Source organism: Streptomyces nodosus (genome assembly GCF_008704995.1).
Lineage (GTDB): Bacteria > Actinomycetota > Actinomycetes > Streptomycetales > Streptomycetaceae > Streptomyces > Streptomyces nodosus.
Window position 1 is genome coordinate 582,142 of the sequence record NZ_CP023747.1, and the last position, 15,047, is coordinate 597,188.

Genomic DNA, 15,047 nt, shown 5'->3' on the forward strand with positions numbered 1-15,047 from the left:
GACCGGTCACCGCCGGTTCGGCCACCTTCGGCTCGGTGACGGCGAGCAGACCTCCGGCCGGTACCCGGACGGCATGGCCCATGCGGCCCCGGCGGAGACCAGCAGGCGACGGGCCGACTTCGCGAGGGCGAGCGCCCCGCAGCCGCCCGCGATGCCGGCCGCCCTGCGCAGCCGCTCCCGGGCCCCGGCCTCGTCGCCGTAGCGTAAGAGGGCCTGGCCCAGTACGTGTTCGGCGCGGGCGTACTCGATGACCGCGGGCGACCCGGAAAGCTGGTGGGCCGACTCGGTGAGCAGGTCGAGGCCGGCCCGGCCGGGGGTGAGGACGCCCTCCGCGAGCGCGGCGAGCCCGAGGGCCCGGGGTGTTCCCCAGCGCCGGGCGCGTTCGGCGCCCTGTTCGGCCAGTTCCCTGCCCTCCACGGATCGGCGCAGGCCCGCCAGGATCAGACAGGTGTCCGCCCACCACGGGGTGACCACCGGGTTCAGTACACCGGCACTCTCCTGCGCCCAGCCGCACTCGCGCAGCAGCCGCAGCGCCTGCACGGGACTGCCCGCCGCCCAGCGGGCCCGGGCAAGGGCGTGCAGAGACAGCAGGGAGACGAGGGCGGAGCGGTGCGGCTCGACGCGGCCCGTCCGGGACAGCAGCCGTTCGGCCTGGCGCGGCTCGCCGCGGTCCACGAGCACCGACGCCAGCACCGCTCGTGCCGCCACCAGCCGTGCGTCACCGGGGTTCTGACACTCCGTGCGGAACACCGACCGGGCTTCCGCGGCGGCGTCGCGCACCGAGCCGTCCCGGTGCAACAGATAGGACCGCAGGGACCCGGCGAGCAGCCGGCCCCGGGCCGTCTGGCTGTCGCTGGTGCGCCGCACCATGGTGTCCAGCGCCCGGTGCGCTTCCGTGGTCTCGTCCGCGAGGCCCAGGGTGACGGCGGCGGTGAACAGCAGCCACAGCGGCTGCTGGGGGGCGGACGCCGCCAGCACACGCCGGGCGCCTTCCAGGGCGGCCGGCCTGGAGTGGCCGGTCAGCGCGGTGCGCAGGGCGGCGAGGCCCTCCGTCTGGAGCCGGTCGGTGCGCGGCCGGTACGGTGCCGTCGCCGTGGCGCGGTGTTCCCGCACCACGGCGCCGGTCTCCCGTCGGCCCGTCAGCAGCAAGACGGACGCCACCTGGTCGCGCAGTCGTGTGTCGGTCTCGGCGCCGGACGCGAGGACGTCCCGGGCGTCCTCCAGGGCCCCCTGGATCTCCGCCCGGCAGACGGCGGGGAGCGGCAGGGACAGGCAGGCCATGGCGTACTGGACCGCGATACCGGCGCGCGCGAGGGTGTCGGTCGTGCCGGCGAGTGCCGCGCGGAACAGCGGAACGGCGCTCGGCGGGTCGTCGGGGGCCGTGGCGAGCGCGAGCCGCAGCAGTACGTCGGTGTCGTCGGGCTCCGCGTCCAGGACCCGGCGCAGATAGCCGGCCGCCTCGGCGAAGGCGCCCCGCTGTTCCGCCCGGGCGGCGGCGGCGCGCAGCACCGCGGTCATCCACGGTTCCCGGGCATCGGGCAGCCGCATCAGATGCCGGGCCGCCTCTTCCGCGGGCCGGCCGACATCGCTGAGCAACAGCGCGGCGCGGGCGCGCAGTTCGGCCGTCCGCTCGGTGCCGAGCGGTTCGAGCAGCGCGGTGCGTACGGCTTCGTGCACGATGTCGGTGCCGTCCGGGGTGAGGGCTCCCGCATGGCGCAGAGCCGCGATCGCCTCCTCGGTTCGCACGCGGTCCACATCCGCCAGGACCGCCACATGGTCCAGCGGCTGCACGCTCCCGAGCAGTGCGATCGCCGTGGCGACGCTGTGGACCTCGGGGGACTCGCGCTCCAGCAGCCGTGGCACCGACCTGGCCGCCATGCCGCCGCCGAGCTCCATCGCCCAGTGTGCACCGGCCTCGTCCGGGGCGGCGCCCCGCCGTCGCAGCTCACGCAGCAGTCGTACGACGTTCCGTGGGTTGCCGCCGGTGACCGCGGCCACGCATTCGGGGAGCCGATGGTGCACCGGTCTGCCGTAGACCTGTTCGGCGAGGCCGCCGACGGCGTCGGTGGGGAGCGGACCGAGGGGCATCACGGACACGACCGGGTGGGCGAGGACGGTCGTCCAGGCGTGGGGAGCGCGCAGGCCGGCCCCGGAGCGCCGGGCGAGGAGCACCAGCAGCGGGCGTCCTGCTCCCTGCCGCAGCAGGAAGTCCAGCCAGCGCAGGGAGTGTTCGTCGCAGTGGTGGGCGTCGTCGAGCACCAGCAGCAGCGGCCGGTCGGCCGTCAGCCGGACCACGTGCTCGCTGAGCCGGCGGAACACCGGGTAGGCGGAGGCGGGGGTGAATCTCCGGCCGTCCCCAGGGTCGGGCAGGAACACGGCCGGGCCGTCCGTGCCCGCCGTCGCTTCCGGGTGGTCCGGAGCCGGTGCTCTCGCCGGTGCGAACAACGCCCGCAGTCCGGTGTAGGCGCCCGTCGCCGCCTCTCGGCAGCGGCCCCGCAGTACCCTCATGCCCCGGCAGGCGGGGGCACGCAGCAGGGTGTCGAGGAGAACGCTCTTGCCGTAGCCGGACGGTGCGGTCAGAACCACGGACCCCGTCTCACCGCGGGATGCGGCGGCCGCCCGGGCGAGGAGAGCGGTCAGTTCGTTGTCGCGGCCGTATGCCGCGTCGTGCTGCACGAAAACTTCCCCTGGTTCGTTTTCCCTTGGTTGCGCACACAGCCCCCGCCGCCCTCGACACACCGGCCCTCCGCGTCGGGCGGTCCGGTGGACCGCAGGACTGAGCCGCACACGCGACTCGGCCGTGCGGCACACCGGCACGGGACTCCTCCGGCATCTGCCCGCCCCGCTGGAGGCCGTCCGTTCCGCCCGCCGTCCGTGGCCTGACGAGGGGCGGAACGGCAGACGCCGGTACCGCGGCAGGCAACGTCTGCCCGTGAGGGAGCGGTGGCCGGTGCATGCTCTCGGTGTGCCGGCCGGAAGCCCTCGTACTGGACGTACTCGGGCTTGCGGCCGGTGCGGCAAGAAGGCGTGCCGGGCGTCGCGACGGGGCGAACGTTGCCTGTCGGGGCGCTAGCCCTGCCCGGTGAGGTGCTTCCGGAGCAAGGCGATGACCGCGGGGGCCTCCGCCGTCAGGTAGAAGTGGCCTCCGGGGTAGACCTGGAGGTCGAAGTCGCCGGTGGTGTGGCCGCGCCACGCCTCGGCCTCGGCCATCGAGGTCTTGGGGTCGCTGTCGCCGGTGAGGACGGTGATCGGGGTGCGGACGGTGACGTCGGGGGCGCACCGATAGGTCTCGATCGCCTCGTAGTCGCTGCGGATGGCGGGCAGGATCATGCGCAGGATCTCCTCGTCGCCGAGCAGCGCGGTGTCGGTGCCTGCAAGGAGCTTCAGCTCCCGCACGATGCCCTCGTCGGAGAGGCGGTGCACCTTCTCGTCGCGGACGGTCGACGGCGCGCGCCGACCGGACGCGAACAACCGGACGAGTTCACCGCCGTCGGCCTCCAGCCGGCGGGCCACCTCGAAGGCCAGGGTGGCGCCCATGCTGTGCCCGAAGAACGTGGTCGGCCGCGCCCTGAGGGCGGGGCCGAGGGCGTCGTAGAGCTGGTCGGCGAGGGTGGCGATGTCCCGGGGCGACACTTCCTTGCGCCGGTCCTGCCGTCCCGGGTACTGCACCGCGAATACCTCGGCCACCGAGGACAGCTGTGCGGACACCGGGAAGTAGAAGGACGCCGAGCCGCCCGCGTGCGGGAAGCAGTAGAGCTGGGTGGAGCGGGAAGGGGCCGGGTGGAAGCACCGGGCCCACAGACTCTCCTCGGCGGACGGCGTCCGGGGCGTGGCCGGAGTACCTTGCCGAGCTCCGGCCCCCTCGGAACCGGATGTGCGGGTCGTTCCCGCGCCCGGCTCGAGCGGACTCCTCGGGCTGCTGTGGACGGTCATGCTTTCTCGGCCCTTTCGTGAGCGCCGGCACGGTGCCGGCGGTGACATGCGGCGTGTGCGGGGCGAGGACTGCCGCGCTCGCCCGATCCGCCGTCCCGCCGGCGGACGACATGGTGCCCGTGCAGGGGCTTCAGCGATGCCGAGGACCGGACGGCCCCTTGCCCGGGGTCGTCCCGCTCGTGTGCGGCACCTGGGATCGGCGGACGTCCGCACGACGGGCGGATCCGTTCCGGCGTGCGGCGGACGCGATCGTCGTCCGGGAGACGGGTGACGGCAGGCTGCCGCGTCGGCGGATCGCCCGGAGACCGCCCGGCTGGCCGGCTCGTGGTGGAGCGTCCGGGAAGAACGCCCCGGGCCGTCCGCTCGGGTGCAGCGGCTTCGTGTCGCACCTGGGGGTTCTCCTTGGGACGGACCGGACGGCGCGCTCCTGCGGACGGTCGGCCGACGCGGCCCGCGGGAGCGGTCACGCCGGATGCCTTCACCTGTCCGTCTGCGCTTGCGGTGCGACTCACTGGTGCCGCGGCCGGCAACGAGGCCTGTCGCGCGGCACCAGGTGAGCCACATGACATCGCGCCCCGACGGCCGTCGGGGCGCGATGTCCATTCCACAGAGAGAAGAGTGGGAAAACCACCAGTGTTTTCGGTCAGCCGGGCACCCGGGCCCCGGCGGGTCCCGCGGGCCGCCGTGGCGGCCCGCGGAACGGGTCAGCTCAGGCCGAGCTCGTCGTCGAGGAGCGCGAACATGTCCTCGTCGGACGCGCCGTCCAGGTCGTCCGACGAGGCGTCCTCGTCGGCCGTGTCCGTACGGCCCAGCGCGGCCCACTTGGTCCTGAGGACCTCGATCCGGCCGGCCACCCGCCGGTGCTCCTCCGCGTCGTCGAGGCTGAGTGCGGCGATCGCCTTCTCCAGCCCTTCGAGCGCCGCGAGCACCGAACCGGCGCCCGACGGATCGTCGGTGACGAGCTGTCCGCGCAGATAGCGGACGACGTCGGCCGGCGTCGGGTAGTCGAACAGCAGCGTGGCGGGCAGCCGCAGTCCGGTGGCCGTGTTGAGCCGGTTGCGGAACTCGACCGCGGTCAGCGAGTCGAAGCCCAGTTCCTGGAACTGGCGCTCCCTGCCGATCGCCGAGCCGTCCCGGTGGCCGAGCACCGTCGCCGCCTGTCCGCGCACCAGGGTGAGCAGCGCCTCCTCCTGCTCCTGGGCGCCCAGTCCGGCGAGCTGCCGGGTGAGCGTGTCCGCGGACGGCACCGCGCTCTGGGCCGCGGCCCGCCGCGCGGGCACCCGGATCAGTCCGCGCAGCAGCGCGGGCACCTCACCACCGGCACGCAGTACGGCGAGGTCCAGCCGGACCGGCAGCGCCAGCGCACGTTCGCCCGCGACCACCGCGTCGAACAGGGCGTGGCCCTGCTCGACCGTCAGCGGCGGCATCCCGGAACGCGCCAGCCGTTCGGCCTCGGCGTCCGTGAGAGTGCCCGTCATGCCGCTGTCCTGCTCCCAGGGACCCCACGCGAGGGACACGCCGGGCAGTCCGTCGGCGCGGCGCCGCGCCATCAGGGCGTCCAGGAACGTGTTGGCCGCCGCGTAGTTGGCCTGCCCCGCACCGCCGAACACACCGGCCACGGACGAGTAGACGACGAACGCGTCCAGGTCCAGGCCGCGGGTCGCCCGGTGCAGATGCCACACCGCGTCCGCCTTGGGCCGCAGCACCGTGTCGAGGCGCTCCGGCGTCAACGAGCCGACCACACCGTCGTCGAGCACACCGGCCGTGTGGACGACCGCCGACAGCGGACGGCCCTTCGGTGCCGCCGCGACCAGGGCGGCCACGGCCTCCGGGTCGGCGACGTCGCACGCCCGCACGGTGACCTCGGCGCCCATCTCCTCCAGTTCGGCGACGAGCTTGCCCGCGCCGTCCGCCTGGAGACCCCTGCGGCTGGCGAGGAGCAGGCTCCGCACGCCGTGCGTGGTCACCAGGTGCCGGGCGAGGAGCCGGCCGAGGCCGCCGGTGCCGCCGGTGACCAGGACGGTCCCGGTGGTCCGGAACGTGCCGGACGTGCCGTCCGCCATGGCGCCGGAGGCGGGCTCCGGCTGTGCGGCGTCGTACCGGGCGAGGCGGGCGGCCACGACCTCGATGCCGCGCAGCGCGAGCTGCGGTTCCTCGGCGCCGGCCGTCAGGGCCTCGACGAGCCGTGCGGACGGGACCGCCGCGGCCGGGTCGAGGTCGAGCAGGCCGAAGCAGCCGGGGTTCTCCGTCTGCGCCGACCGCACCAGGCCCCAGACCGCGGAGGCCGCGAGGTCCGCGGTCCCGCCGTCGTCCACGGCGACCGCGCCACGGGTGACGAACACCAGCCGCGAGGCCGCGAGCGCCTCCTCGACGGGCCACTGCTGCAGCAGTGCGAGCACCCGCCCGGTGACCTCACGGACCGCGCCGGGCAGGTCCGCCCCGTCGGCCGGGGCTCCGGCGACCGGGACGAGCACCGTGTCCGGTACGGCGGCCTCGGAGGAGGCCGTCAGCGCGGTGAGGTCGGCCGCCGTGACGGCCGTGAGACCGGCGCCGGCGAACGCGTCGGCCAGGCCGAACGGGTCGGCTCCGACGATCGCGACCGACGCGGGCCGTGCGGCCCGGGTGTCGGCGACCGGCGTCCAGTCGACGCCGAACAGCGTGTTCTGGTCCTCACCGGCGGCCTTCAGCTGGTCACCGGTGACCGTGCGGGTGAGGAGCCGACCGACGGTGACCACCGGCGCACCGGCCGGGTCCACCGCGTGCACCGACAGCGCGTTGTCGCCGGCGGGGGCCAGCCGCACCCGCAGCGCCGAGGCGCCTGAGGCGTGCAGCGCGACGCCCTCCCACGAGAACGGCAGGGCACCTCCCCCGTCGCCCTCCTCGCCGCCGGTGGCGGCCAGCATGGTGGCGTGCAGCGCGGAGTCGAGCAGCGCGGGGTGCAGACCGAACTCGGCCGCCTCACCGGTGCCTTCCTCGGGCAGCGCCACCTCGGCGAAGAGTTCCTCACCGCGACGCCACACCGCGCGCAGCCCCTGGAAGAGCGGTCCGTACGCGAATCCGGCCTCGGCGAACGCCTGGTAGCAGTCCTCGGTGTCGAGCGACTCGGCGTCCCGCGGCGGCCACACCTCGGTGCCCAGGCCCGTCTCCGGGGCGCCGGCGCCGGGCGCCAGGACACCGGCCGCGTGCTGGGCCCACACCGACTCGTCGGCGCCTTCGAGGCGCGAGTACACCCCGACCGTGCGCCGGCCGGAGTCGTCCGGGGCGGCGACGGCGACCTGCACCTGGAGCGCGCCCCGCTCGGGCAGGACCAGCGGCGCGGCGAGGGTGAGTTCCTCGACCCGGCCGCAGCCGACCTCGTCACCCGCGCGGACCGCCATCTCCAGCAGGGCCGTGCCCGGCAGCAGGACGGTGCCCATGACGACATGGTCGGCCAGCCACGGGTGCGAGCTCAGCGACAGGCGGCCGGTGAACAGCACCCCCTCGCCCGCGGCGAGTTCGACGGCGGCGCCCAGCAGCGGGTGCTCGGCGGAGCCGAGACCGGCGGCACGGACGTCACCGCCGGCGGCGGCCCGGCCGGTCGGCCAGAACCACTGGTGCTGGAAGGCGTACGTCGGCAGGTTCACCCGGCGGGCACCGGTACCGGCCAACAGGTCCTGCCAGCCTCCCCCGATCCCCCGTGTGTACAGCCCGGCGCGGGCCAGCAGGGCGGTCGTCTCCTCGTCGCGGTCCTTGCGCAGCAGCGGGATCGTGACGGTCTCGTCGCCGGTCAGCGACTCCTGGGCCATGGCGGAGAGAACTCCGTCGGGGCCCAGCTCCAGGAACGTGGTCACGCCCTGCGCCTCAAGGACGGCCACCCCGTCGGCGAAGCGGACCGCCTCACGGACGTGACGGACCCAGTACTCGGGCGAGCACAGCTCCTCGGCCGTGGCCAGGGAACCCGTCAGGTTCGACACCACCGGGATCACCGGAGCGGCGTAGGAGAGTCCCTCGGCCACCGCCCGGAACTCGTCCAGCATCGGGTCCATCAGCGGCGAGTGGAAGGCGTGGGACACGCGGAGCCGGGTGGTCTTACGACCCTCCGCCTCGAACCGCGCGGCCAGCTCCAGTACGGCGCTTTCAACGCCCGACAGCACCACGGACGTCGGCCCGTTGAGCGCGGCGATCGACACCCCGTCGGACAGATGCGGGACGACCTCGTCCTCGGTGGCCTGGACGGCGACCATCGCGCCGCCGGCCGGGAGCGCCTGCATCAGACGGCCACGAGCGGCCACGAGGCGGGCGGCATCCTCCAGCGAGAACACCCCGGCAATGTGCGCGGCAGCGATCTCACCGATGGAGTGACCGGCCACAAAGTCCGGCCTCACACCCCACGACTCCACCAGCCGATAGAGAGCGACCTCGACCGCGAAGAGGGCGGGCTGAGTCCACCCGGTCTCGTTCAGCAGGCCGGCATCCTCACCCCACATCACCTCCCGCAGCGAACCACCCAACTCCCCGTCAAGAACAGCGAGCACGGCATCCAGGACCTCGGCGAACACCGGGAACCGGCCGTACAGCTCACGACCCATACCGAGCCGCTGCGAACCCTGACCCGAGAACAACGCCGCCGAGCGACCGGAGGCCACCGTGCCCGACACCGCCGTCGGGTCGGTCGCGCCCGCCGCCAGTACGGTGAGGGCGCGGACCGTCTCCTGGTGCTCACCTGCCAGCACCACCGCGCGGTGGGCGAACAGCGAGCGGGTGACGAGCAGGGAGTGGGCCACGTCGGCCGGACGCGGTGCCGGCTCCTCGGTGACCGCGGCGAGCAGGCGGGCGGCCTGGTCGCGCAGCGCCTCCGGCGTCTTGGCGGACAACACCCACGGAACCACCGAGGGCTCCACCACGTCCGACTCCGGTGCCGCCGAGGCAGCCACCACCGTGCCCTGGATCACCTTCGCCGGCTGCTCCAGGATGACGTGGGCGTTGGTACCGCTGATACCGAAGGAGGAGACACCCGCACGACGCACATGCTCCGTCTCGGGCCACTCCGTCTGCTCGGTGAGCAGTTCCACGGCCCCTTCGGTCCAGTCGACGTGCGAGGACGGGGCATCGACATGCAGGGTGCGCGGGAGCACACCGTGCCGCATCGACATGACCATCTTGATCACACCCGCGACACCCGCCGCGGCCTGCGTGTGACCGATGTTCGACTTCACCGAACCCAGCAGCAGCGGCTGCTCCGGGTCACGGTCCCGGCCGTAGGTCGCAAGCAGCGCCTGCGCCTCGATCGGGTCACCCAACGTCGTACCCGTACCGTGCGCCTCGACGACATCCACATCACCCGTCGACAGTCCGCCACTGGCCAGCGCCTGACGGATCACCCGCTGCTGCGAGGGACCGTTGGGGGCGGTGAGGCCGTTGGAGGCGCCGTCCTGGTTGATGGCGGAGCCGCGCAGCACGGCGAGGATCTCGTGGCCGTTGCGGATCGCGTCCGACTGCCGCTCCAGGACCAGCATGCCCACGCCCTCGGACCAGCCGACACCGTCCGCCGAGTCCGAGAACGCCTTGCACCGTCCGTCGGGCGACAGACCCCGCTGGCGGGAGAACTCGACGAAGGTGCCCGGGGTGGAGATGACCGTCACACCACCGGCCAGGGCGAGCGAGCACTCGCCGGTCCGCAGTGCCTGCGCCGCGAGGTGCATCGCCACCAGGGACGAGGAGCACGCGGTGTCGACGGTGACCGCCGGACCCTCGAAGCCGAAGGTGTAGGAGACCCGGCCGGAGGCCACGCTGCCCGCGCTGCCCTGGCCCTGGAGGCCTTCGAACTCCTTGCCGCCGAGGATGGAGCCGTAGTCGCTGTACATCACACCGGCGAACACACCGGTCGCACTGCCCCGCAGACCGACCGGATCGATACCTGCCCGCTCGATCGCCTCCCACGACGACTCGAGGAGCAGACGCTGCTGGGAGTCCGTCGCCAGCGCCTCACGCGGGCTCATCCCGAAGAAGCCGGGGTCGAACTCCCCCGCCTCGTGCAGGAAGCCACCGGAACGGGTGTACGAGGTGCCGAGGTGCTCGGGGTCCGGGTGGTAGACCGACTCGATGTCCCAGCCGCGATTGACGGGGAACTCGGTGATGGCGTCGGTGCCCTCCAGGAGCAGTCGCCACAGGTCCTCGGGCGAGGCGACCCCGCCCGGGTAGCGGCAGGCCATGCCCACGATGACGATCGGGTCGTCGGTCGTGGCGGGCAGTTGCTTCACCGGGAGCGCGAGCGCCGACTCGGTCTCGGCTCCGAAGAGTTCGTCGTGCAGATGGCTCGCGAGCGTGGCCGCGTTCGGGTAGTCGAACACCAGCGTCGCGGTCAGGCGCAGTCCGGTGGCCGCGCTCAGCCGGTTGCGCAGCTCGACCGCGGTGAGCGAGTCGAAGCCGACGTCCCGGAACTGGGCCGCGGCGTCCACCGACGCGGCGTCGGCGTGTCCGAGGACCAGCGCCGCCTGGGTGCGGACCAGGCCGAGGAGCGCCTCCCGGCGTTCTTCGGCCGTGAGCGCGGTCAGGCGTGCCACGAGCCCGTCGGCGGTGACGGTTCCGCCCGCGACAGTGCGCCGGGTGCGGGTGCGGACGAGACCGCGGAGCACCGCGGGCACCTCGCCCTGCGCGGCGAGCGCCGCCAGGTCGAGCCGGACCGGGACGACCAGGGCGGTGCCGGTGGTGTCCTCAGAGCCGGTGCCGGTGCCGTTGCCGGCCGCGAGCGCCGCGTCGAAGAGGGCGAAGCCCTGCTCGGCCGCGAGCGGCGGCATCCCGGCACGCGCCAGCCGTTCGGCCTCGGCGTCCGAGAGGGTTTCCGTCATGCCGCCCGCCTGGTCCCAGGGGCCCCAGGCCAGCGACAGGCCCGGCAGGCCGGCCGCCCGGCGGTGCTCCATGAGCGCGTCCAGGAAGGCGTTGCCCGCCGCGTAGTTGGCCTGACCCGCGCCGCCGAAGACTCCCGCCACGGACGAGAACACGATGAACGCGTCCAGGTCCAGACCGCGGGTGGCCTGGTGCAGGTTCCAGGCCGCGTCCGCCTTCGGGCGCAGTACCCGGGCGAGCCGCTCCCCGGTGAGGGAGCCGATGACACCGTCGTCGAGGACGCCCGCGGTGTGCACGACCGCGGTGAGCGGGTGTTCCGCGGGGATCCCGGCGACCAGGGCGGTCACGGCGTCCGGGTCGGCGACATCGCAGGCCTGGACCGTCACCTCCGCACCATGCGCGATGAGTTCGGCGACGAGTTCCGTGGTGCCGGGGGCGTCACCGCCGCGCCTGCTGACCAGCAGCAGGTTGCGGACCCCGTAGGCGTCGACGAGGTGCCGGGCGAACTGGGCGCCGAGGCCACCGGTGCCGCCGGTGACCAGGACCGTGCCGTCCGACTGCCACGCGGTGGGCGCGGCGGTGTCGGCGGGACGGGCCAGCCGGGCGAGCCGGGCGGCGTGCGGCCGGCCGTCGCGCAGCGCGAGCTGCGGTTCGGCGGAGCCGAGGGCCGCTGCGAGGGCGGCGGCGGACTCGGGCGTCCCGTCCAGGTCGACGAGGCCGAGGGCGCCCGGGTTCTCGGTCTGGGCCGAACGGACCAGACCCTGGACGGCCGCCGCGCCGAGGTCCCGGGTGTCGACCGCGCCGCGCGTCACGAAGACGAGGCGGGCGCCGGCGAGCCGGTCTTCGGACAGCCGGCTCTGGACGGTGTCCAGCGCGTCGGCGGTGAGCCGGTGTGCCGCGTCGGAGGCCGGTTCGCCGTCGTGCGAGGCGACGCCGTGCACGACCACCTCCGGCACGGGCCCGTCCGCGGCGACCGTGGCGGCCACCAGGGCGGCCACGTCCGGGTAGGTCCGCACGGTGGTGCCGGCGCCGGTGAGCGCGGCGGCGAGCCCGAGCGGGTCGCCGTCGGTCCCGAGGAGCGCGACGGTCGCGGGGGCCGCCTCGGATCCCTGGGCGGGGGTCCACTCGACGCCGAAGAACGCGTCACGCAGCAGCGCCTCGGTTCCCGTGGTGCCGAGTCCGTCGACGCTCCGGGTGACCAGGGAGCCCACCGAGACGACCGGCGTACCGGACGGGTCCACGGCGCTCAGCGACAGCGTACGGTCGCCGGTCGGCGTCAGCCGGACACGGAGCACGGTGGCTCCGGAGGCGTGCAGCGAGACGTCCGTCCAGGAGAACGGCAGTCCGGCCGTGCCGCCGTCGGCGGCCGGGGTCAGCAGTAGGGCGTGCAGCGCGGAGTCGAACAGGGCCGGGTGCAGACCGAAGCCGGCGGCCGTGTTCTCGGTGCCCTCCGGCAGAGCCACCTCGGCGAACCATTCGTCGCCGCGCCGCCAGGCCGCGCGCAGCCCCTGGAAGAGCGGTCCGTAGCCGAAGCCGGCCGCGGCGAACTCCTCGTAGCATCCGTCGGCGTCGACGGCCTGGGCGCCCTCGGGCGGCCATACGGCGGTGTCGAAGGCGGCGGGGGCCGGCCGGCTGCCGGCGGGGGCCAGCACACCGGCGGCATGCTGCGACCAGGCGGTGTCGCCGGTGCCTTCGGGGCGTGCGTACACGCCCACGACGCGGCGGCCGGCGGCATCGGGTGCCTCGACGGCGACCTGGACCTGGACGGCGCCCCGCTCGGGCAGGACCAGCGGTGCGGTGATGGTCAGTTCCTCGACCTGGTCGCTGCCGACCTCGTCGCCGGCGCGGATCGCCAGCTCCAGCAGGGCCGTGCCCGGCAGCAGGACGGTGCCGTCGACGGTGTGGTCGGCCAGCCAGGGGTGAGAGTGCAGTGCGAGGCGGCCGGTGAACAGCACGCCCTCGCCTGCGGCGAGTTCGACGGCGGCGCCCAGCAGGGGGTGCTCGGCGGAGCCGAGACCGGCGGCGCGGACATCGCCGCCGCCGAGCGGGGCCGCGGGCCAGAACCACTGGTGCTGGAAGGCGTACGTCGGCAGTTCCACGCGGCGTGCGCCGGTACCGGCGAACAGGGCGGACCAGTCGATCCGCAGTCCGCCGATGTGCAGTCGGGCGAGCGCGGCGACCGTCGCGGCCTCCTCGGCCGTGTTCTTCCGCAGCAGCGGGACGGTGACGGCCTCGTCGCCGGTCAGCGACTCCTGGGCCATGGCGGAGAGAACTCCGTCCGGACCCAGCTCCAGGAAGGTGGTCACGCCCTGTTCTTCGAGCGTGGTGACCCCGTCGGCGAAGCGGACCGCCTCACGGACATGGCGCACCCAGTACTCGGGCGAGCACAGCTCCTCGGCCGTGGCCAGGGAACCCGTCAGGTTCGACACCACCGGGATCACCGGGGCCGCGAACGACAGCCCCTCGGCCACCGCCCGGAACTCGTCCAGCATCGGGTCCATCAGCGGCGAGTGGAAGGCGTGCGACACGCGCAGCATCGTCGCCTTACGGCCCTCCGCCTCGAACCGCGCCGCAACCTCCAGCACGGCACCTTCGGCCCCCGACACCACCACGGACGCGGGTCCGTTGAGTGCGGCGATCGACACCTCGTCGGACAGGTACGGGATGACCTCGTCCTCGGTGGCCTGGACGGCCACCATCGCGCCGCCGGCCGGGAGCGCCTGCATCAGACGACCACGGGCGGCCACCAGACGCGCCGCATCCTCCAGCGAGAACACCCCGGCAATGTGCGCGGCAGCGATCTCACCGATCGAGTGGCCGGCCACGAAGTCCGGAGTGACTCCGAAGGACTCCACGAGGCGGTGGAGAGCGACCTCGACCGCGAACAGCGCGGGCTGAGTCCACCCGGTCTCGTTCAGCAGACCGGCATCCTCACCCCACATCACCTCCCGCAGAGAACCGTCCAACTCGCCGTCCAGGACAGCGAGTACGGCATCCAGGGCCTCGGCAAACACGGGGAACCGGCCGTACAGCTCACGACCCATACCGAGCCGCTGCGAACCCTGACCCGAGAACAGCGCCGCCGAGCGACCGGTGCGGGCCGGGCCCGATACGGCCGCGGGGTCGGGCTCGCCCACCGCGAGGGCCGCCAGGGCGCGGGCCGCGGTGTCCGCGTCGGTGGCGAGGACGACCGCACGGTGCTCGAACAGCGACCGGGCGGCGACCAGGGAGGAACCGACGTCCACCAGCGGACGGTCGAGCTCCGCCTCGACCGAGGCGAGCAGCTTCGCCGCCTGGCTGCGCAGCGCCTCCGGCGTCTTGCCGGACAGCACCCACGGAACCACCGAGGGCTCCACCACGCCCGACTCGGGTGTCGAACCACCGATCACGGTGCCCTGGATCACCTTTGCGGGCTGCTCCAGGATGACGTGGGCGTTGGTACCGCTGATACCGAAGGAGGAGACACCCGCACGACGCACATGCTCCGTCTCGGGCCACTCCGTCTGCTCGGTGAGCAGTTCCACGGCCCCTTCGGTCCAGTCGACGTGCGAGGACGGGGCATCGACATGCAGGGTGCGCGGGAGCACACCGTGCCGCATCGACATGACCATCTTGATCACACCCGCGACACCCGCCGCGGCCTGCGTGTGACCGATGTTCGACTTCACGGAGCCGAGCCACAGCGGCTGCTCCGGGTCACGGTCCCGGCCGTAGGTCGCAAGCAGCGCCTGCGCCTCGATCGGGTCACCCAGCGTCGTACCCGTACCGTGCGCCTCGACCACGTCGATCTCCTGGGCGGAGAGTCCACCGCTGGCGAGGGCCTGGCGGATGACGCGCTGCTGGGACGGGCCGTTGGGGGCCGTGAGGCCGTTGGAGGCGCCGTCCTGGTTGACCGCGGAGCCGCGGACGACCGCGAGGATCTCATGGCCGTTGCGGATCGCGTCGGACTGCCGCTCCAGGACCAGCATGCCGACCCCTCGGACCAGCCGACACCGTCCGCCGAGTCCGGAGAACGCTTGCACCGTCCGTCCGGCGACAGACCCCGCTGCCGCGCGAAGTCCACGAAGACTCCCGGTGTCGACATCACGGTCACACCGCCTGCCAGGGCGAGCGAGATCTCACCCGAGCGCAGGGCCTGCATCGCCCAGTGCATCGCCACCAGCGACGACGAGCACGCGGTGTCCACCGTGACTGCCGGACCCTCGAAGCCGAAGGTGTACGAGACCCGGCCGGAAGCCACGCTCGGGGAACTGCCGCTGCCCTGGAAGCCCTCGAACTCGGGCTCGCCA

3 protein-coding genes and 1 pseudogene are annotated in these 15,047 nt (G+C 73.9%); all 4 read right to left on the reverse strand.

The genetic code is table 11. The annotated features are described in order from the left end of the window. Window positions 1-6: 6 nt before the first annotated feature. A complete protein-coding gene (locus CP978_RS02970) occupies window positions 7-2,676 on the reverse strand; it encodes an AAA family ATPase (RefSeq protein WP_052453971.1) in 2,670 nt (889 codons plus the stop codon). Between the two features lie 393 nt (window positions 2,677-3,069). Next, on the reverse strand, window positions 3,070-3,933 hold the full coding sequence (locus CP978_RS02975; protein WP_079161979.1) for a thioesterase II family protein: 864 nt from the start codon (window positions 3,931-3,933) through the stop codon (window positions 3,070-3,072). A 704-nt stretch (window positions 3,934-4,637) separates the two neighbouring features. After that, entirely contained in the window at window positions 4,638-14,726 is a 10,089-nt protein-coding gene (locus tag CP978_RS02980; protein WP_150478132.1) for a type I polyketide synthase, read from the reverse strand. 56 nt (window positions 14,727-14,782) lie between these two features. Then, window positions 14,783-14,998: pseudogene (locus tag CP978_RS36040) on the reverse strand (beta-ketoacyl synthase N-terminal-like domain-containing protein); the annotation flags it as partial. Between the last annotated feature and the right edge of the window lie 49 nt (window positions 14,999-15,047).